The 19,638-nt window shown below is 73.3% G+C and carries 20 protein-coding genes; 16 read left to right on the top strand and 4 right to left on the bottom strand.

All coding sequences use genetic code 11. The features are described 5' to 3' along the window. Window positions 1-4: 4 nt before the first annotated feature. The 11 genes from ACZ7LE_RS15205 (at window position 5) to ACZ7LE_RS15155 (ending at window position 12,352) form a co-directional block, all read left to right on the top strand. On the top strand, window positions 5-832 hold the full coding sequence (locus ACZ7LE_RS15205) for a carbohydrate ABC transporter permease (protein WP_470404084.1): 828 nt from the start codon (window positions 5-7) through the stop codon (window positions 830-832). Window positions 833-879: 47 nt separating this feature from the next. Further along, complete coding sequence (locus tag ACZ7LE_RS15200) at window positions 880-2,154, top strand: ABC transporter substrate-binding protein (RefSeq protein WP_470404083.1); 1,275 nt, start codon at window positions 880-882, stop codon at window positions 2,152-2,154. A 39-nt stretch (window positions 2,155-2,193) separates the two neighbouring features. Continuing rightward, window positions 2,194-3,363, top strand: a complete 1,170-nt coding sequence (locus ACZ7LE_RS15195) for an ADP-ribosylglycohydrolase family protein (RefSeq protein ID WP_470404082.1) — start codon at window positions 2,194-2,196, stop codon at window positions 3,361-3,363. Then, a complete protein-coding gene (locus ACZ7LE_RS15190) occupies window positions 3,360-4,736 on the top strand; it encodes an ADP-ribosylglycohydrolase family protein (protein ID WP_470404081.1) in 1,377 nt (458 codons plus the stop codon). The genes ACZ7LE_RS15195 and ACZ7LE_RS15190 overlap by 4 nt, the downstream gene beginning before the upstream one ends. Next, complete coding sequence (locus tag ACZ7LE_RS15185) at window positions 4,733-5,662, top strand: ribokinase (protein WP_470404080.1); 930 nt, start codon at window positions 4,733-4,735, stop codon at window positions 5,660-5,662. Before ACZ7LE_RS15190 ends, ACZ7LE_RS15185 begins: the two co-directional genes overlap by 4 nt. Continuing rightward, the gene (locus tag ACZ7LE_RS15180; RefSeq protein ID WP_470404079.1) at window positions 5,659-7,683 is read left to right on the top strand and encodes an SUMF1/EgtB/PvdO family nonheme iron enzyme; all 2,025 of its coding nucleotides are present in this window, start codon (window positions 5,659-5,661) and stop codon (window positions 7,681-7,683) included. Before ACZ7LE_RS15185 ends, ACZ7LE_RS15180 begins: the two co-directional genes overlap by 4 nt. Beyond that, complete coding sequence (locus ACZ7LE_RS15175) at window positions 7,680-8,888, top strand: CaiB/BaiF CoA transferase family protein (protein ID WP_470404078.1); 1,209 nt, start codon at window positions 7,680-7,682, stop codon at window positions 8,886-8,888. Before ACZ7LE_RS15180 ends, ACZ7LE_RS15175 begins: the two co-directional genes overlap by 4 nt. Next, window positions 8,885-9,730 carry an HpcH/HpaI aldolase/citrate lyase family protein gene (locus tag ACZ7LE_RS15170; RefSeq protein ID WP_470404077.1) on the top strand — a complete coding sequence of 282 codons (846 nt, stop codon included), beginning with the start codon at window positions 8,885-8,887 and terminating at the stop codon, window positions 9,728-9,730. Before ACZ7LE_RS15175 ends, ACZ7LE_RS15170 begins: the two co-directional genes overlap by 4 nt. A 52-nt stretch (window positions 9,731-9,782) precedes the next feature. Then, the gene (locus ACZ7LE_RS15165; protein ID WP_470404076.1) at window positions 9,783-10,289 is read left to right on the top strand and encodes a DUF2975 domain-containing protein; all 507 of its coding nucleotides are present in this window, start codon (window positions 9,783-9,785) and stop codon (window positions 10,287-10,289) included. Beyond that, window positions 10,289-10,519, top strand: coding sequence for a helix-turn-helix domain-containing protein (locus tag ACZ7LE_RS15160; protein WP_470404075.1), 231 nt, complete (start codon window positions 10,289-10,291; stop codon window positions 10,517-10,519). Before ACZ7LE_RS15165 ends, ACZ7LE_RS15160 begins: the two co-directional genes overlap by 1 nt. Before the next feature lie 285 nt (window positions 10,520-10,804). Next, complete coding sequence (locus tag ACZ7LE_RS15155; RefSeq protein WP_470404558.1) at window positions 10,805-12,352, top strand: HNH endonuclease; 1,548 nt, start codon at window positions 10,805-10,807, stop codon at window positions 12,350-12,352. Between the two features lie 11 nt (window positions 12,353-12,363). Here the strand turns inward: ACZ7LE_RS15155 and ACZ7LE_RS15150 are convergent, their stop codons facing one another. Then, the gene (locus ACZ7LE_RS15150; protein WP_470404074.1) at window positions 12,364-12,798 is read right to left on the bottom strand and encodes a VOC family protein; all 435 of its coding nucleotides are present in this window, start codon (window positions 12,796-12,798) and stop codon (window positions 12,364-12,366) included. A gap of 111 nt (window positions 12,799-12,909) precedes the next feature. On the opposite strand from ACZ7LE_RS15150, the gene ACZ7LE_RS15145 reads away from it, so the two are divergent. Continuing rightward, window positions 12,910-13,497, top strand: coding sequence for a TetR/AcrR family transcriptional regulator (locus ACZ7LE_RS15145; protein ID WP_470404073.1), 588 nt, complete (start codon window positions 12,910-12,912; stop codon window positions 13,495-13,497). A 34-nt stretch (window positions 13,498-13,531) separates the two neighbouring features. After that, window positions 13,532-14,407: an alpha/beta fold hydrolase gene (locus ACZ7LE_RS15140; RefSeq protein WP_470404072.1), complete on the top strand. Its 876-nt coding sequence runs from the start codon at window positions 13,532-13,534 to the stop codon at window positions 14,405-14,407. Between the two features lies 1 nt (window position 14,408). Here ACZ7LE_RS15140 and ACZ7LE_RS15135 read toward each other — a convergent pair whose 3' ends face one another. After that, window positions 14,409-15,371 carry a zinc-dependent alcohol dehydrogenase family protein gene (locus tag ACZ7LE_RS15135; RefSeq protein ID WP_470404557.1) on the bottom strand — a complete coding sequence of 321 codons (963 nt, stop codon included), beginning with the start codon at window positions 15,369-15,371 and terminating at the stop codon, window positions 14,409-14,411. 184 nt (window positions 15,372-15,555) lie between these two features. Here ACZ7LE_RS15135 and ACZ7LE_RS15130 point away from each other — a divergent pair, with 184 nt between their 5' ends. Next, entirely contained in the window at window positions 15,556-15,975 is a 420-nt protein-coding gene (locus ACZ7LE_RS15130) for a CBS domain-containing protein (RefSeq protein ID WP_470404071.1), read from the top strand. 8 nt (window positions 15,976-15,983) lie between these two features. Here the strand turns inward: ACZ7LE_RS15130 and ACZ7LE_RS15125 are convergent, their stop codons facing one another. Both ACZ7LE_RS15125 and ACZ7LE_RS15120 read right to left on the bottom strand, forming a co-directional pair. Continuing rightward, entirely contained in the window at window positions 15,984-17,186 is a 1,203-nt protein-coding gene (locus ACZ7LE_RS15125; RefSeq protein WP_470404070.1) for an ROK family protein, read from the bottom strand. A 13-nt stretch (window positions 17,187-17,199) separates the two neighbouring features. Further along, a complete protein-coding gene (locus ACZ7LE_RS15120; protein ID WP_470404069.1) occupies window positions 17,200-18,402 on the bottom strand; it encodes an MFS transporter in 1,203 nt (400 codons plus the stop codon). Window positions 18,403-18,460: 58 nt separating this feature from the next. On the opposite strand from ACZ7LE_RS15120, the gene ACZ7LE_RS15115 reads away from it, so the two are divergent. Both ACZ7LE_RS15115 and ACZ7LE_RS15110 read left to right on the top strand, forming a co-directional pair. Continuing rightward, window positions 18,461-19,054 carry a sugar O-acetyltransferase gene (locus tag ACZ7LE_RS15115; protein WP_470404068.1) on the top strand — a complete coding sequence of 198 codons (594 nt, stop codon included), beginning with the start codon at window positions 18,461-18,463 and terminating at the stop codon, window positions 19,052-19,054. 2 nt (window positions 19,055-19,056) lie between these two features. After that, window positions 19,057-19,599, top strand: a complete 543-nt coding sequence (locus tag ACZ7LE_RS15110; RefSeq protein WP_397399147.1) for a TetR/AcrR family transcriptional regulator — start codon at window positions 19,057-19,059, stop codon at window positions 19,597-19,599. Window positions 19,600-19,638 lie beyond the last annotated feature (39 nt).

The following is a 19,638-nucleotide window of genomic DNA, read 5'->3' as shown; positions in this document are numbered from 1 at the left end:
GCCGATGCGCACCCTCGTCCGCCCCGCCCAGTACGTGGCGCTGGCCGGTTACATCATCTTCCTGGGGTTCCCCCTGCTGTGGCTGCTGTCGGCCTCGGTCAAGTCGTCCGCCGAGCTCAACTCGCTGGTCGTGAACCTGCTGCCGCAGGAGTGGCACTGGGAGAACTACTCGCAGGCCCTGGCCCGGCAGGGCCTGGTGCACTCCGCGGCCAACAGCGCGATCGTCGCGCTCGCGTCCACCGCGCTCGTCATCCTCATCGCGCTGCCGGCCTCGTACGTGCTGGCCCGGCTCAAGGGCGCGATCCGCACGGCCGGCGTCGGCTGGATCCTGGTGAGCCAGGTGTTCCCGGTGATCCTCGTGATCCTGCCGCTGTTCCTCATCCTGCGGACGATCGGCCTGACGGACAGTCTCGTCGGGCTCACGCTCGTGCACACCACGTACACGCTGCCGTTCGCGCTGTGGATGCTGCAGGGCTACGTCGCCGCGATCCCCGTGGAGCTCGAGGAGGCCGGGGCGATGGACGGCGGCAGCCGCCTGGTGGTGCTGCGCCGGATCGTCGTCCCGCTGCTCGCCCCCGGCGTCGTCGCCACGGCGATGTTCAGCTTCGTCTCCTCCTGGAACGAGTTCTTCTTCGCTCTCGTGCTGCTCCAGTCGCCCGAGAACTACACCCTGCCGATCACCCTGTCGACGTTCATCGGCGGCGAGGGCAAGGTCGCGCTCGGCCCCCTCGCGGCGGGCTCCGTGCTCGCCGCGATACCCAGCATCGTCTTCTTCTCGATCATGCAGAAGAAGCTCACCGGCGGCCTCATGGCCGGGGCGGTCAAGGGATGACCAGCCCCCACAGCCACACCAGCACCACCTATCCGAAAGGCAGACCCATGAAGTCTCGTGGAGTGTTCATCGCTGCATGCCTCACGACCAGCACCCTCCTGCTCGCGGCCTGCGGCAGCGGGGACGCCGCCGACGACGGCCCGGTCACGCTGAAGTTCCAGGCCCTGTCCGACCAGCCGGCCGCCATCGCCGCGACCGAGTCGATCGTCGAGGACTGGAACACGGCCAACCCCGACGTCCAGGTCGAGATCGTCCCGGCGGGCTGGGACGGCGTCTACGACAAGCTCATCACGCAGTTCAACGGCGGCGCCGCGCCCGACATCATCCACTACGAGGCGGCGAGCATCGTGTCGTTCGCCCGCGACGGGTACCTGGCCGACCTCACCGACCTCATGTCGGACGAGCGCCGCGCGGACATCCCCGAGGGCGTGCTCGACTCCGTGACCGTCGACGACCAGGTCATCGCCTACCCGACCGAGCTGCAGTCGTACGTGGTCTTCGCCAACCGCACGCTGCTGGAGGACGCCGGGGTGGAGATCCCGACCGGCGAGACGATGACGTGGGACGAGCTGCGCGAGATCGCGCAGGCGACCACGAAGGGCGACGTCTACGGCCTCGGCTGGGGCCTCTCCAGCCCGACGGCGGCGTTCATGGCGCTCGCCCCCGGGTTCGGCGGCACCTACATCTCCGGCACGGGCGAGGACGCCGACCTGACCGTCGGCGAGGGCGAGATGGCCCTGCCCGAGCTGGTGCACGGCATGGCCTACGACGACGAGTCGATCCTGCCGGTGACCCTGACCCAGTCGGGTTCGGAGGCCATCGCCTCCTTCTACGCCGGGCAGACGGCGATGACCGTGCAGGGCTCCTACCAGGCCGCGAACATCGCCAAGGACGCGCCGAAGGACCTCGACTGGGTGGCGCTGCCTCCGCTGGCCGGCCCCGAGGGCCCGCAGCAGGCGGCCAACCCCCAGACGCTGTCGGTCAACATCGACTCCGAGCACGTCGAGGAGTCGGCGGAGTTCATCGAGTTCTTCACGCAGACCGAGCACCTTGCCGCGCTGAACGAGGCAGACGCACTGATCCCGGCGACGACGTCGGCCCAGGAGGCCCTGACGGAGAAGCTCGGTGACGAGAACGGCTGGAGCACCATCCTGGCGTCCGGCCAGAACTTCACGGCCGCGCCCTACCTCTTCGCCGACTCCTACGCCCAGTGGAAGGACACCGTGGCGACGCCGGCCTACCAGCGCTACCTGGCGCAGGAGACGGACGAGACGGAGCTCGCCGACCAGCTCACGAGCGGCTGGGACGAGATCACGCAGTAACTGACGCAAGCGACGTAGGAACGAACAAGGAGCGTAGCCGTGAGCTGGTTAGAGGACCGGTCGGTGGCCGTGATCACCGGTGCCGCAGTGGGGGACGCCCTCGGTGGAGCGACCGAGGGCTGGACACCGGAACAGATCGAGGAGCGGCACGGGGGCCGCGTGCGCGGCATCGTCGGGCCCTGGTACCCCAACTGGCGCGACGCGCGCCCCATCGCCCCGTACCACAAGGGCGACGGGCACATCACGGACGACACCCTCATGACCAGGGCGCTCGTGGAGGTGTACGCCAAGCGGCGTGCGCACCTCGACGCCTACGCGATGGCCGAGGACCTGGTGCCGCTGATGATCGGGGAGCCCCGGTGGATCCCCGAGCTCGAGTCGACGGCGCTGCTGCTCCAGCGGGTGTTCCTCGCCGAGAAGTGGCTGGTCGCCCGGCTGCACTACGGGCACGTGGACCCGCGCGAGGCGGGCGTGGGCAACGTGGTCAACTGCGGGGCGGCGATGTACGCGGCCCCGGTCGGCCTGGTGAACGCGGGCGACGCCCGCGCCGCCTACGCCGAGGCGATCGACCTCACGGGCGCCCACCAGTCCAGCTACGGCCGCGAGGCGGCGGGGGTCTTCGCGGCGATGGTCGCGGCCTCGGTCGCCCCGGGCGCCACGCTGGACGACGTCGTCGCGGCCGCGCTGGAGGTGGCGCACGACGGGACGGCGGACGCGCTCCGCGCCGTCGTCGACGCCCTCGAAGGCTGGCCGGAGCCGCCCACGACCGACGACGAGGAGCGCAAGCTCGCGCGCCTCGTCCGGGAGGTCGTGGCGCCGTACGACTCGGTGGGCGCGGAGTACCGGCAGATGTCGATGGACGCCCGCCGGCCCTCGCGCACCAAGTCGATCGAGGAGCTGCCGGTGGCGCTCGGGCTCCTGCTCGGGCACCGCGGCGACTACCGCGGCTCCGTGCTGGCTGCCGTGAACTACGGACGCGACGCCGACTCGATCGCGGTCATGGCGGGCGCCGTCGCCGCCGGGCTCGGCGGCAGCGGTGTGGTGCCCGCCGAGTGGCTCGACGAGATCGAGACCGCCAGCAAGATGGACGTCCGGGAGACGGGACGCCTCATGGCGTCCGCGGCGACCGACATCCTGGCGGCGGACCGCGAGCGGGCGCTGGCCCGGCTCACCTCGCTCGACGCCGTCGGGGCGGGTGAGCCCGCGTGAGGCTGACCTGGGCCCAGCCCGAGGACCTGCTGGCGCACGAGCTCGTGCAGTCGGCGGCCGAGGGCAAGGACGTCGCCGACGTCCGCGACCGCTGGGTCGCGGCGGGCGGCGACCCGACGCCGGCCGTCAGCGGCGCCGGGCCCGTCCCGGCGTCGCCGGCGCTGCGGGCTCTGGCCCGTCAGCTGCTGGACGAGCTGGATGCCCGCCCGGGAGCCTCGGGTCCGGCCACGTGGGACGACGTCGAGGCGTCGCTCCCCGCCGCGCCCGCCCTGCCGAACCGCCCGGCCGGTCCGGACCCCGAGGCCGCCTACGCCGCCCGGGTCCAGGGCGCCTGGACCGGCCGGGCCGCCGGCTGCCTGCTCGGCAAGCCGGTCGAGAAGATCCCGCGCGCCGGGATCGAGGAGATCCTGCGGTCCACCGGCCGCTGGCCGCTGGACCGCTGGTTCACCGCCGTCGGCCTGCCCAACGACGTCGCGGCGCGCTGGCCGTGGAACCGCCGGTCGGCGCCGACGTCGCTGGAGGAGAACATCTCCGGCATGCCGGAGGACGACGACCTCAACTACCCGATCCTGGCGCTCGCCCTCCTGGAGCAGCACGGGCGCGGGTTCACCACGGACGACGTCGCGCAGCTCTGGCTGGACAACCTGCCCGCCGGGCGCACCTTCACGGCCGAGCGCGCGGCCTACCGGAACATCCTCGACGCGGTGCCCGTGCCGGAGACGGCGACCCACCACAACCCGTTCCGCGAGTGGATCGGCGCGCTCATCCGTACCGACCTGCTCGGCTGGGTCTCGCCCGGCGACGTCCGCGGGGCGGCCCGGCTGGCCTGGGCCGATGCCCGGCTCAGCCACACGGGCGACGGGATCTTCGGGGCCATGTGGGCCGCGGGTCTGGCCTCCGCGGCGGTGGTCGCGGCCGACGTCGATGACGTGCTGGACGCGGCGGACGCCGTCGTACCGCCCGGCAGCGGTCTCGCGGCGGCCGTGGCCCTCGGCCGGTCGCTCGGCCGCGAGTGTGACGGGAGCGAGGCGGCCGTGCGTGCCGGGCTCGACCGGATCCACGCCGAGTACGGGCACCTGCACTGGGTGCACACCCTGAACAACGCCGCCGTCATCGCGTTCGCGCTGACCGCGGGCCGGGGTGCGTTCGGGCCGAGCGTCTCGATCGCCGTCACGGCGGGCTGGGACACGGACTCGGCGGCGGCGACCGTGGGCGGGGTCGTGGGGGCCGTGCACCCCGACGGGATCGGCGACCGGTGGACCGCGCCGCTCGACGGGCGCATCGCGACCTCCCTGCCGGGCGGGGAGCAGCGCATCGCCGACCTCGCGGCGCGTACCGTGGCGCTGGTGGAGCCGGCCGGGGGTGCCGCATGACCGGGCACGTGGTGGTGGTCGGGTCGGCCAACGTCGACCTGGTGGTCGACGTGCCCCGGCACCCCGCCGGGGGCGAGACCCTCCTGGGCGGCGACCTGCGCCGCACGCCGGGCGGCAAGGGCGCCAACCAGGCCGTCGCCGCGGCGCGCGCCGGGGGAGCGGACACCACGTTCGTGGGGGCGCTCGGCCGGGACGACTCCGCCGAGCTGCTGCTCGCCTCGCTGGGCGGGGCGGGCGTGCGCACCGACGTCGTCGAGCGGGTCGACGCCCCGACCGGCACCGCCCTGATCACCGTCTCGCCCGACGGCGAGAACGCCATCGTCGTGGCGCCCGGCGCCAACTCGCGCGTGCGGGTCGGCGCGGCGCAGGCCGCGCGGATCGCGGCCGCCGACGTCGTCCTGGCGCAGCTCGAGATCCCGCTCGACACCGTGCTCGCGGCCGCCCGGGAACGCCCTGCGGGCGCGCTGTTCGTGCTCAACGCGGCGCCGTCGCGCGACCTGCCCGACGCCCTCTGGGACCAGCTCGACGTGCTCGTGGTCAACGAGCACGAGGCGGCGGACCTGGCGGGGCCGGGCTCCGGCACGACCCCCGCGGACCTCGCGGCCGCCCTGCTGACCCGCGTCCCCGCGGTGGTCGTGACCCTGGGCGCGGCCGGCAGCCTGGTGGCGGAGCGCGGTGGCGAGGCCGTCCTGGTCCCGGCCGCCGAGGTCGCGGCAGTTGACACAACCGGCGCAGGTGACACGTACTGCGGCGTCCTGGCCGCTGCCCTCGCCCGCTCGGGTCCGGCCGGGCCGGGCCTGCTGCAGGCCGCCCGCCTGGCCGGCGCCGCCGGGGCGCTCGCCGTCACGCGGCCCGGGGCGCAGGACGCCGTGCCCGACGCGGCCGACGTCGTGGCGCTGGCGGAAACACTCGGAAAGGCATCATGAGCTACACGTTCGACCCCCTCGTCCCGCGGCCGATCGACCGGCCGACCGAGGTCGCCGTCGGCCCCCTGACCCCGGAGGCGAGCGAGGCGCTGGACCAGGCCAAGATCTTCTCCGGGCCCGCCGACCCGGCCGACCGCCCGGCGTGGCGTGAGACCCTGCGGGCCTGGCGGTCCGACGCCCGCGCCCGGCACGGCTACACCGGCGCCGCGTACGCGCGGCCCGAGGCCGCGTGGGCGGCGCGGTGCAGCACCGTGGCGCAGGTCTGGCTGTGGGACGAGCTGCTCTACTCGTTCGAGGAGAGCCGGTTCACGCCGGAGGTGTTCCTCGCCGACGCCGAGGAGCGGTTCGGCGGGCTGGACGCCGTCGTGCTGTGGCACGCGTACCCCGTGATCGGGCTGGACGACCGCAACCAGTGGGACTTCTACCGAGACGTGCCGGGTCTGGCCGCGCTCGTGGCGACGCTCCACGAGGCCGGGCTGCACGTGTTCGTCGACTACAACCCGTGGGACGTCGGCACGCGGCGAGGCGACGACGACCTCACGGAGCTCGCCGCGGTCGTGCGCGAGCTCGGGGCGGACGGCGTCTTCCTGGACACCCTGAAGAAGGCCGAGCCCGAGCTGGTCGCGCGCCTGGAGGCGGCGCGGCCCGGGATCGTGCTGGAGGGCGAGTCCAAGCTGCCGGTCGAGCGCATCGAGGACCACTCCTCGTCCTGGGCGCAGTTCTTCGCCGACTCGCCGGTGCCCGGCGTGCTGCGGGCGCACTGGTACGAGCGCCGGCACATGCAGCACCACGTGCGGCGCTGGCACCGGGACCACTCCGAGGAGCTCCAGTCCGCGTGGCTGAACGGCGTGGGCGTCATGGTGTGGGAGGTCGTGTTCGGCGTGTGGGTCGGCTGGTCCCGGCGCGACGCCGCGACCGTGCGCCGCATGGTGACGGTACAGCGGGCCGCCTCGGACCTGCTGCTGGAGGGCGAGTGGACGCCGCTGGCACCCCTGGCTCCCGAGGCGGAGGCGGCCGGGGTGTACGCGTCGCGGTGGGAGCTGGCCGGCGTGACCCTCTGGACGCTGGTCAACCGGGGCGAGGCCGACTACGCGGGGCCGGTGCTGGAGGACGGGACGGACGCCGTCGTGCCGGGGCGGGGGATCGCCGCGCTGTTCCACGTCGCGCCCGACGCCGGGGAGCCGGCCTGGCTGCCGGGCCTGCAGGACGCGCTGCGCGAGACGCCGCACGACGCCGACGCCCGGTTCCCGCACCGGCTGGCGCGTCGGGTAGGCGTGTCAGACGCTCAGGTCACCCCCGTGACCTACACGTCTGTCAGGTCGGCCCCGCCGTCGGGCACCCCGGAGCCGGACGCCGTCGTCGTCCCCGCGGGCGACTACGTCCTGACCGTGCGCTACCGCGCGCGGGAGACCGGGATGTATCAGGGCGCGCCGTACGTGGACGAGTGGAAGCCGCTGCCGCCGCGCCTGCACGACGCGCGCACGCTGCAGCGCGACGGCTCGCTCGCGACGCCGGTCGCGGTCGCGGAGACCGAGGTGACCAACGCGCAGTTCGCCCAGTTCCTGGAGGCGACGGGTTACGCGCCCGCCGAGCCGCACCGGTTCCTCGCCCACTGGTCGGACGGCAGCCCGGCCTCAGGCACCGCGGACCAGCCGGTCACGTACGTCGACCTCGACGACGCCCGCGCGTACTGCGCCTGGCGCGGCGGGCGGCTGCCCACGGAGGACGAGTGGCAGCTCGCGGGGGAGGCCGCGCCTGCTCGTTTCGGCGTCGCACGGCCGGGGACCGCCGTCTGGAGCTGGACCGAGAGCGAGCACAGCGACGGCCGCACCCGGTTCGTCATGCTCAAGGGCGGCAGCGACTACCGCGCCCCGGACTCCGACTGGTACGTCGAGGGCGGGCGGCACGCGCCGGACTACTCGGTGAAGCTGCTGCTCCCCGGGCTCGGGCTCGCCCGGAGCGCCGCCGTGGGGTTCCGTTGTGCGTGGGACGTCGTCGCCGGACCGGAGGTGCGGGCATGAGCGTGTCGCGTGATCCCGCCGTCGGCGCCCTGGCCGGCCTGCGCGTCGTGGACGCGTCCACGCTGTTCGCGGGGCCGATGGCGGCGATGCACCTGGGTGACCTGGGTGCTTCCGTCGTGAAGGTCGAGCACCCGGTCAAGGCCGACCCGTCGCGGACGCACGGGGCCGCGAAGGACGGCGTCAACCTCTGGTGGAAGACGCTGGGGCGCAACAAGCGCACCGTCACGGCGAACCTCGGCTCGGACGGCGGGCGGGAGGTGTTCCTCGCGCTGGCCGAGCGGGCCGACGTCGTGATCGAGAACTTCCGGCCGGGCACGCTCGAACGCTGGGGTCTGGGCTACGAGGAGCTGTCGGCGCGCAACCCGCGCCTCGTGCTCGCGCGGGTCTCGGGTTTCGGCCAGACCGGCCCGTACCGCACGCGCCCGGGATTCGGCACGCTCGCGGAGGCGATGAGCGGGTTCGCGGCGATGACCGGCGAGGCTGACGGCCCGCCCACGCTGCCGCCCTTCGGTCTGGCCGACGGCGTCGCGTCGCTCGCCACCGCGTTCGCGATCATGACGGCGCTCTCGGCGCGTGAGCGGACCGGCCGGGGGCAGGTCGTGGACACCGCGATCGTCGAGCCGATCCTCGCGATGCTCGGGCCGCAGATCACACGCTGGGACCAGCTCGGGACGGTGCAGGCGCGGACCGGCAACCGGTCGAGCAACAACGCACCGCGCAACACCTATCGCACGAGCGACGGGCACTGGGTGGCCGTCTCCACGTCGGCGCAGTCGATCGCGGAGCGGGTGATGCGGCTGGTCGGGCGGCCGGAGCTGGTGGACGAGCCCTGGTTCGCCCGCGGCGTGGACCGGGCACGGCACGCGGACGAGCTCGACGACGCCGTCGGCGGCTGGATCGCGGAGCGCACACGGGACGAGGTGGTCGCGGCGTTCGAGGAGGCCCAGGCCGCCGTCGCGCCCGTGTACGACGCGCGAGACATCGTGGCCGACCCCCAGTTCCAGGCGCTCGGGACGATCCACGAGATCGAGGACCCCGAGCTGGGTCCGATGCTCATGCAGGGGCCGCTGTTCCGGCTCTCCGAGAACGACGGCGTCATCCAGTTCACGGGCCGGCCGCACGGCGCGGACACCGACGAGGTGCTGGGGGAGCTCGGCTTCTCCGCCGAGCGTGTGGCGGAGCTGCGAGAGGAGGGGGCGGTATGAGCGGGGCTGCCGGGGCGCGCGGTGGCGCGCCGCTGACCCTGCTCTACGTGCCCGCCGACCGGCCCGACCGGGTGGCCAAGGCGCTCGCCTCGGCCGCCGACGCGGTGCTCGTCGACCTGGAGGACGCCGTCGCGCCGTCGCGCAAGGGGGAGGGGCGGGACAATGCCGGACGTCTCCTGGGCGGTGCCGCCGGGCGGGCGGTCCAGGTGCGGATCAATCATCGGAGCACGCCGTGGCATGCCGATGATGTCGCCATGCTCGCGGCCCTGCCTGCTTCGGTCGGGGCGCGGGTACCCAAGGTGGAGTCCAGTGCGGAGGTGCGCGACCTCGCGGCAGCGCTGCCCGGCCGGGCGCTGCACCTGCTCGTCGAGACGGCGCTCGGCGTCGAGCGGGCCTTCGAGCTGGCGACGGCGTCGCCCCAGGTGCGGTCGATCGGGCTGGGGGAGGCGGACCTGCGCTCCGACCTGCGGGTCGATGGCGAGGACGGGCTGCTCTGGGCGCGCAGCCGCGTGGTGGTCGCGGCCCGGGCGGCGGGGCTGGTGCCGCCGGTGATGTCGGCGTTCACGAACGTGCGCGACCTGGACGGGCTGGCGGCGTCGTGCCGGGTGGGGCGGTCGCTCGGCTTCAGCGGCCGGACGGCGATCCACCCGGGGCAGCTCGACACGATCCGGGCGGCGTTCCTGCCGTCGGCCTCGGAGGTGGCTGCCGCGCGCGAGGTGCTGGAGCGGGTGCGCGGTGCCGCGACGGAGGGTGTGGGGGCCGTGGCCCTGGCGGACGGGACGTTCCTCGACGTGGCGATGGTGGAGCGGGCGCGGTGGGTGATGGAGCTGGGTGGCTCTTGAGATTCCTCTCGTGAAGCGATAGTTTTCTATCGTTTCTCGATAGGAGGCGCTCATGAACCCGGTCACGACAAACTTGCTCCGTGCAGTGATCGTGCTGCTCGTCCTCGGGACGCTGCTGACGCAGCTGGTGGTCCTGCCGGACATGGCGTGGACTCTTGAGGTGCGCTACCCCGAGGTTGCTGCCCTGCGGGTGCCGACGCTCGTCGCGTCGGCGATCGGGCTGGTGCCCCTGCAGGTGGTGCTCGTCTGCGTCTGGCGGCTCGTGGGGATGGCCCGGCGGGACGTGGTGTTCTCGCCGAGCGCGTTCCGGTGGGTCGACGTGATGATCTGGTCGGCCGTCGTCGCGGCTGTCGTCGCGGTGGGCCTGCTGGTCTGGCTCACGACGCAGACCCAGGACACCGGTGTTCCGCCTGCGCTCGTCCTGACGCTGGTCGGCTGCGCTGTGCTCGCCGTCGGCGTCGCGCTGCTGGTGGTCGTGCTGCGGGGCCTCCTGGTCAAGGCCGTCGCGTGGAAGGGCGAGGCCACGGCGCTGCGCGCCGAGCTGGCCGAGGTGATCTGATGCCGATCGTCGTGGACATCGACGTCATGCTTGCGCGCCGCAAGATGTCGGTGGGAGAGCTGGCCGAACGGGTCGGGATCACGCCGGCGAACCTCGCGGTCCTCAAGAACGGCCGCGCGAAGGCGGTCCGGTTCTCGACGCTCGACGCGCTCTGCGCGGCTCTCGAGTGTCAGCCGGGCGAGTTGATTCGGTACGTGCCGGGAGATGGCGCGGTCTCTCCGGAGGGCTGACGCCGCGTCGAGGGTCGGTCGAGCGGCGGGGCTGGTCGGGGTGTGATCTTGGCCGCCGCCCCGGGTGAATTCTGCTGTGAGCAGATGGGGTCGGTTCGTCGGGCGGTGCGAACGGGTGTGTCATAGGTTGATGGCATGACGCAGACGGTGGTGGTACCAGCCCCGGCAGGCGGAGAGTCGCCTGCCGGGTCGGTGCTGCCTGGCGCTGTCGTGCTCGGCGGGATCGCTGATGCCACGGTGGTGGATGTTGCCCGGGTACGCGAGGTGCGGCAGTTGCTGGCGGGCATGGTCCTGTCGGGCACCGGTGGTGGTGTGGGTGCCGATCCGGGCGGAAGCACGCCTCGGGTGCAGGCGGAGTGGGTAGATCTGCTCGGTGAGCTGGAGGCCGTGAAGAACGCGATCACCGCGACCCAGGCGAGGCTCACGGTTGCATTGGACGAGGCCACCCGTGCCGATGAGGCCCGGCAGAGTATCCGGGCCGCGCGGCGTGGGCGTGGTGTGCCGAATCAGGTCGGTGCGGCGCTGCGGATGAGCCCGCACGCGGGTGCTGGGTTCGTGTCCACGTCCCGGGTGTGGGTGACGCAGATGCCGCACACCTTCGCCGCCCTGCAGGCCGGGGTGCTGTCTCCGTGGCGGGCCACCTTGCTGGTCCGGGAGACCTCCCACCTGTCCGTCGAGCACCGTGCCTCGATCGACGAGGAGATCTGCGGGCCGGCGCACCTGGCGGAGCTGGCCCGGATGGGCACCCGCCGGCTGATCGCCCGGATCAAGGAGCTGGCCGCCCGGCTGGACGTGCATGCGTGCGTGAAGCGCAACGCGAAGGCCGTCTCGGAGCGGCGCGTCTCCGTGCGGCCAGCGCCTGACCTGATGGTCTACCTGACAGCCCTCGTGCCCATGGCGGAGGGTGTGCAGGCCTACGCGCAGCTGAAGGCGCACGCGGAGACTGCCAAGGCGGGCGGGAACGAGCGAGGGACCGGGCAGATCATGGCCGACACCCTGATCGAGCGCGTCACCGGCCGCGATCCTGGTCACGCCGCGGATGTGCCGGTCACGATCAACCTGCTCGTCTCCGACCAGGGCCTGCTGGCCGGCGGGAACGAGCCCGGTGTGGTGCTGGAGGGCACCCCGGCAGGCGTGGGCACGGTCCCGGCCCCGGTGGCCCGCAACCTGGCCGCGCACGCGATCGACACCGACACGGCGTGGCTGCGTGCGATCTACGTCAACCCGCACGGCCGGCTGTTGGCGACGACCTCGACGTCCCGGTTCCACCCCCAGGGCTTGGCTGCCTTGTTGCGTGCCCGCGAGCAGGGCATCTGCGCCAGTCCGTGGTGTGACGCCCCGGTCCGGCACATCGATCACGTCACCCCGTTCCTGGAGGGCGGCGTGACCAGCCTGGACAACGGGCAGGGTCTGTGTGCCCGGTGCAACCACGCGAAGCAGGCACCGGGCTGGCGACAGAAGGCTGCCCGGAGAGATGGTCGGGACGCGGTCGAGACGGTGACGCCGACGGGGCACACCTACGTCTCCGTCGCGCCCGCACCACCGGCACCGGTCCGTGACCTCGCAGTTCCCGGCGAAGCGGCGGCTTGTCCCATTGGTTCCGTCCGCGACCAGATGCCAGGTCCCGAACGTCCCACCCCGGACTGGACCCCTGCCGTCAACATGGCCGGCCCTGTGCCTGGCCGCACCCCGCGCAGCCGCTACCAGATCGGTTGCCGCACCACACCCACCCACGGAACGATCGCCTACCGACCCCGGCGGCGGTCGAAGGCAAGGACAAGACGCGTGGTTCGGACGGCTGATATGTCCTGGGCGCGCACCGGTGCTGACTGACCGGGCCGCGCCTATCCCGGCGCATGCCCATCGGCGTACTGTTCCGCGTACTCCGCTGCTGCCGGCACCACGGTGATCACGTCGATCATCACCCCGTCCGGCCCGCCCACGATGAAGTGCCGCTGGCCGAACGCCTCTGTGCGCAGGGGCAGAAGCTCCGGCAGCCCCGCTTGGCCGACGAGCCTCCGGTGCTCGGCATCGACGTCGTCGACCTCGAGGTTGAGCAGGAGCCCACCCTGGAACGGAACCCGGTGTCCCTCCGGGATGGTCGGGTGGGTGTGGTCGAGCAGCGCGAGCTCGTACTGCGGGGCGTCCGGTCGGTGGAGGCTCACGTACCAGTCGGCCTCGAAGGTGACCTCGAACCCGAGGTGCCCGGTATAGAAGTCGCGTGCGCCCGCGACGTCACGCGTCGCGATCACCGGATAGAAGCTTCCGAGCGTGGTCATGTCGTGTCTCTCTCTGCTGTCCGATCAATCGCCGCCGGCCGATTGACATACCCAAGGTATGTGAAATCGACGGTAACATACCCGGGGTATGCGAATCACCGAGGGGGAACCGTGACGAGGGCGGAACAGCGGGCGGCGACGCGGCAGGCGTTGCTGGCCGAGGGGCGGCGAAGGTTCGCCGCCGACGGCTACCACGACGTCGTGCTCGGCGACGTCGCGCAGGCGGTGGGGGTGACCAAGGGAGCCGCCTACCATCACTTCGAGAGCAAGGCGGGGCTCTTCCGTGCCGTGGTCGCCGAGGTGCAGCACGAGCTCGGGGAGCGGGTCGCCGAGGCCGCCGAGGCCTACGACGATCCTTGGGACCAGCTCCGCGCCGGCTGCCGGGCCTTCCTCGCCGCCGGGCAGGATCCGACGGTGCGCCGGATCGTCCTGCTGGACGCACCGGCGGTGCTGGGGTGGGACGAGTGGCGCGCCATGGACGAGGACTCCTCGGTCCGCCACCTCGCGGAGGCGCTGACCGCTCTCGTCGAGGCCGGAGTCATCGCGGACCAGCCGGTGGAGCCCTTGACCCGGCTGCTGTCCGGCGCGATGAACGAAGCCGCGCTCTGGCTGGCGCGCTCACCGGACACCCAGGCGCTCGTGCAGACGGAGCGGGCGCTCGACAGCATGCTGGAGGGCCTGCGGCCTGTGGCAAGGTAGGGAGCCCCGAACCGACGGCGCAAGGGAAGACCAGATGAGTACCATCCGGCACCACCGTCTCGACGTGAACGGGATCGACGTCTTCTACCGGGAGGCTGGGCCGGCCGACGCGCCGGTGCTCCTCCTGCCGCACGGTTACCCCGGGTCGTCGTTCGTCTACCGGAACGTCATGCCCGCCCTGGGCGACCGCTGGCGCACCGTGGCGCCCGACCTCCCGGGCTTCGGCTACAGCGGCACCCCGCCGGCGGAGAGCTTCGGGTACACCTTCGACGCCTACGTCGCCTTCCTGGCCGGCTTCGTCGACACCCTGGGCCTGGACCGGTACGCGATCTGGCTGCACGACTACGGCTCCCAGCTCGGCCTCCGGCTCGCGATGGAGGCCCCCGACCGGGTGTCCGGCCTGATCATCCAGAACGGGGACATCTACGAGGACGAGTTCGGGCCCAAGTACACCGCCCTCCGCCAGTTGTGGGAGAACCCCGGCCCCGACGCCCGTCGCGCCTACGCCGAGCACGTCAGCCTCGACGGGTTCCGTGACGAGTTCGCCGGCGAGCTGCCCGACGACGTCGCCGACCTCGTCCCGCCCGACCTGTGGACCCTGCACTGGGCGCTGATGTCCACGCCCGAACGCCGGGCCAACCTGGTCCGGCTCCTGGAGGACCAGCCCTCGACCCTGGCCTGGTTCCCCCGCGAACGCGCGTACCTGCGCGAACACCGGCCACCCACCCTGATCGTGTGGGGCCCGCACGACGGCTACATGCCCGAGGGCGCGGCCACGGCCTACCGCCGCGACCACCCGGACGCCGAGCTGCATCTGCTCGGGGGCGGCCACTGGTTGCTCGAGACCCACCTCGACGAGGTGGTCCCGCTCGTCCGCGACTTCCTCGCCCGGCTCGGCGCACCCGCCTGAGTCACGGCACCAGCACGATCCGCCCGAACACCGTGCCCGCGTCCATCCGGCGGTGGGCCTCGGCCGCGTGGTCCAGGGGCAGCACCTCGTGCACGACGGCGTGCAGCTGGCCGCGTGCCGCGGCGGCGAACTGCTTCACGCGGACGGCGTGCAGGGCCGCGGCGGGGGCGGTGTCGAGGCTGAACGTCGCGAACGAGCGGGACTGCTGGAACGCACCCAGGAGGCGCTCGCCGAAGTCGGCGGGCGGCATCCCCGCGATCGCGCCGACCACGACCATGCGCCCGTTCGGTGCGAGCCGGTCGATGAAGTCGGGGGTTCCCGGCCCGCCCACGATGTCGACGATCACGTCGTAGGCCGCAGGGGCGTCCGGGTCGCCCTCCCCGGTGCGGTCGAGCACGTGCGTCGCCCCGAGGGTGCGCAGGCGCTCCCCGCGTTCGGCCGACGACGTCGTCACCGCGACGGCGCTCGCGCCGCCGTGGGCCGCGAGCTCCACGGCCGCGATGCCGATGCTCCCGGCCGCGCCCCGCACGAGCACGGACTCCCCGGCAGCGAGGTGCGCGTGCACCAGCGCGAAGTGGGCCACGGGCGCCGAGCTCCCGAGGGTGACCGCGTCGACCGACGAGAGCCCCTCGGGCAGCTCGACGACGTCGTCCACCCGGGCGACCGCCTGCTCGACGTAACCGCCGCTCGTGCCGGTGAACGCCCAGACCCGGCGCCCCACCCACGCCGCGTCGACGCCCGCGCCGACCGCAGTCACCCGCCCGGCGACCTCGCTGCCGGGCACCAGCCCCGGGCTGAAACCCCACCCGCTCAGGGTCCCGCGCCGGATGACGGCGTCGACCCCGCCCACGCCGATCGCCTCGGTCTCGAGCACCACCTGCCCCGGTCCAGGAGCGGGCGCGGGGGCTTCGCCCACCACCATCCCGCTCGGGTCGCCGAAGCTCTCGATCGTCACTGCTCGCATCGTTGTCATCACGCCGGCGACGCTAACGGACGGCCCCGTCCGTTTCGGGAAAGTGAGAGCGGTGCTCGGACGATTGCCTCACATGCCGCATCGCCGACGGACGGCGTGCGAGTGAGCGCACCCCGCCGCACGGTGGACGGAGGCCGGCCACCCCCACCCGGCCGCACCCAGGAAGGAGCGCGCCATGGTCCAGCAGACCGTCGCCGATGTCATGACACCGGCGCCGACCACCATCGGGATGTCCGAGACGTTCCAGTCCGCCGCGCGGGCGATGGCCGACCACGACGTCGGCGCACTGGTGGTCCGGGCCGGACCCACCGTCATCGGGATCGTCACCGACCGCGACCTAGTGGTCCGCGGCCTCGCCGAGGGGCTCGGCCTCGAGGCGATGGTCGGCGAGGTGGCCAGCGAGGAGCTCGTCACCGTCGGCTCCGACGTTCCCGTGGAGGCCGCGGTCGAGATGATGCGCAGCGCCGCCGTCCGGCGCATCCCCGTGGTCGACGGCGACGTCGCCGTCGGCATCCTCTCGATCGGGGACCTCGCCGTCGAACGGGACCCCACGTCGGCCCTGGCCGACATCTCCGGCGCCGAACCGAACGACTGAGGAGGGCGTCAGGACCGCCCGTAGCTCGTCACGAAGTGCTCGACGGCGCACGCCGCCGCGCCCCGCGCCCAGTCCACGAACCGCAGCGGCCGCAGCTCGATGGCCGAGCGCGCGGCGGAGCCGAAGGCTCGCTGCACGAACGCGCTGCGCACGTGCGGGTCCATCACGTCGTAGTCCTGCTCGTCGGCCGGTCCGTCGCTCGCGGCCGGCCCGGACCCGCCGCCGATCGCCTCGCCCGTGATCACGATGTGCTGGGCGCCGAGCAGGTTGGCGATGGTGGCGATACCGATGCCGACGGCGCGGCCCGCGTCGGCGAGCACCCGCACGGCGTCGGGCTGACCCGAGCGGGCCAGGTCCGCGACATCGCCGATACCGAGCCCGTCGAACCCGGCCTCCGTCATGCGCCCCAGGATCCCGGCCGACCCCGCGATGGCCTCGACGCACCCCCGGTTGCCGCAGTGGCACAGGGGCCCCTCGGGGTCGACCAGCACGTGGCCCACCTCGCCGGCGACGCCGAAGCCGCCGTGCACCACCTGCCCGTTGACCAGCAGCGCGCAGCCGATACCGGTGCCGACCGTGACGAGTGCCAGCGACGAGATCCCGCGGCCCACCCCGTACCAGCGCTCACCGGTCAGCAGGGCGCGCACGTCGTTCTCGACCGTCGTCGTGAGCCCGGTGCGCCGGGCGATCTCCTCGCCGAGCGGCACGTCCCGCCAGGCCAGGAACGGCGAGTAGGCCACGTGCCCGGAGACGGCGTCGACGTCGCCCGAGACGGCCAGACCGACGCTGCCGACCGCGGGCCGCCCGGCACGCAGGCCGTCCACGAGCTCCACGATCTGCCCGGCGATCGCCTCCGGGCTGTGGTCGCGCACCGGCACCGTGACCTCGTCCAGCACCCGGCAGCGCAGGTCGCAGACCACGCCGAAGAGCTGGTCGGCGGTGACCTTCACGCCGATCGACTGGTAGGCCTCCGCCTGCAGGGTCACCATCGTCGGGGGGCGCCCCAGGGCGCCGTCGGTCGACGCCCGGTCGCCGGTCTCCAGCAGGAGCCCCGCCTCCAGCAGCGGACGCACCGCTCGGGTGATCGCGCCCGGCGTCAGGCCGGTGTCGCGCGCCAGGGTGGTCCGTGAGGCGTCGCCGCTCCGGACCAGCTCCTGGAATACGCGCGTCCCCGCCGGGCTGAGGGCAGGTGCAGCTGATCTCGCGGACATGTCACGACTCTATCTATGTGGCACGGCGCCGCAGCACCCCGGACAGGACCACGACCAGGACACCCGCGATCGGTACCACGAGCAGGCCGGTGCGCAGGCCCACGTCGTCCGCGACCAGGCCGACCAGGGGCGGGGAGAGCAGGAACCCGAGCCGCAGCAGCCAGGACACGATGGTCAGGCCGGTGCCGGGGCGCAGCCCGGGCAGCTCGTCGGCCTCGTGCATGGCCGCCGGGATGAGCGTCGCGCTGCCGAAGCCCGCGGCGGCGAACCCGGCGATCGTCCCCGGCACGGTGGGCCAGGCCAGGGCCAGTCCCATGCCGAGCGCGATGATCACGCCGCCCGCGCAGGCGACCGCACGCTGGCCGAACCGGTCCACCAGGCGGTCGCCGAGCAAGCGGCCCACGGTCTGCGCGCCGACGAGCGACACGTAGGCAGTGGCTGCCAGCGCTGCCGGGGCGCCGAGGTCCGTCGAGAGGTAGAGGGTCGCCCACGAGCTGCCGGCGTCCTCGACCAGGGCACCGCCGATGCCGATGAGCACGAGTGCGGCGACGATCGCCAGGGTGCGCACGCTGAGCCGCGGCCCGCGGAGCCGGGCGGCTGTGGCGGAACCGGCGTCGTCGGCCGTCTCGTCGTCCCTGCCCGGCAGGAGGAACCGCAGGGCGACGAGCGCCACGACCGCGAAGATCCCCAGCGAGATGCCCAGGTGCACGTTCAGCGGCAGGCCGAGCGCGATGGCGCCCGCGGCCATCGACCCGCCGAGCACGGCGCCGATGGACCACACGGCGTGGAAGCCGTTGATGATGGACCGACCGTAGCGGCGCTGCACGCGCAGGCCGTGCGTGTTCTGGCCCACGTCGGTGATCGAGTCGGACGCGCCGCCGAGGAACAGGGCGGCCACGAGCAGGGCGAACGACGGCGAGAGGCCGGCCGCCAGGGTGCCCAGGCCCGTCAGGACCGTGCCGACGACGGCGACGCGCGCCGACCCGAACCGGCGCACCATGTACCCGGCACCGAGGCCCGAGACGATCGCTCCGGTCGGGAACGCGGCGATGGCCAGGCCGTAGGCCGCGTTGTCGAGGTCGAGCGCGGTCTTGATCTCCGGCAGGCGGGGCACCAGGTTGGCGTAGAGGGCGCCGTTGGTCAGGAACAGCGCGCCGACGGCGGCGCGAGCCCGCCGGACGGCGAGCGGGGGACGGGCGTCCTGGGGAAGCGACATGCGCACGAGCGTACCCGCGTTACGTACGGTCGTACACATCGCCCGCTACGCTGTGCCCATGGCTCACGACTACTTCGCCGGCGACCCCCGCACCCACCACGAACGCATGCTCGCCGGCGACCTGTACATCGGCGGACAGGACCCGGAGAGCGTCCGGCTCGCCCAGCGCGGCCTGGCGCTGGCCGACGCCTACCACCGCGCCGTGGTGGCCGACGACGACGGGGCCCGCACGATCCTGGACGACCTGCTCGGCACCCTGGGCGAGGACGCGTTCATCAAGCCGCCGCTGTTCGTCGACTACGGCGGGAACATCCACGTCGGCCCGCGGACCTTCGCCAACTACAACCTCATGGCGCTCGACGTCGCCACGATCACGATCGGCGCCGACTGCCAGATCGGGCCGAACGTGCAGCTCCTCACGCCGACTCACCCCGTGGAGCCCACCCCGCGCCGGGACAAGCTGGAGGCCGCGCTGCCCATCACGATCGGCGACAACGTCTGGCTCGGCGGCGGCGTGATCGTCTGCCCCGGCGTGACGATCGGCGACAACACGGTGGTCGGGGCCGGCGCCGTCGTCACCAAGGACCTGCCGGCGAACGTCGTGGCGGTCGGCAACCCCGCCCGCGTGGTCCGCGACATCACCGAGGGCTGACCGTGACCGGACGCCGGCACGACCCCGACCGCAGGAGCCGGATCATCGACGTCTGCCTCGACCTGATCGCCGAGGTGGGGGTCGCCGGCGTCTCGCACCGCAAGGTGGCGGCCGCCGCCGACGTGCCGCTCGGGTCGATGACCTACCACTTCGCCGGGATGGACGAGCTGCTGCGCGAGGCGTTCGGCCGGTTCGCGCACGCCGGCAGCGACGGGTTCGAGCGGCGGATGAGCGCCGCGACCGACCTGGAGAGCGCCCGTGCGGCCGTCGTCGCGATCATCACGGAGGACGTGTTCGGCACCCAGCGCGACCTGGTGCTCACCCACGAGCTGTACACCCTCGCGTCCCGGGAGCCCGCCTACCGCGAGCTGACCAACGCGTGGATGGCGCGCTCCCGGGCGGCGCTGGAGCGGCACTTCGACCCGGTCACGGCGCGAATGCTGGACGCCCTGATCGAGGGACTGACGATCCATCGCGCCCTGGACACCGAGGCACCACCGCCCGAGACGGTCACCGAGGCCGTGCGACGCATCACGTCGGGCTGACCGGCGGAACATCCGCGGCCCCGGGCTGTTGTCCCTGGT

The sequence above is a fragment of the Promicromonospora sp. NPDC110617 genome (assembly GCF_055598465.1).
This window is presented reverse-complemented; position numbering and strand designations above follow the sequence as displayed.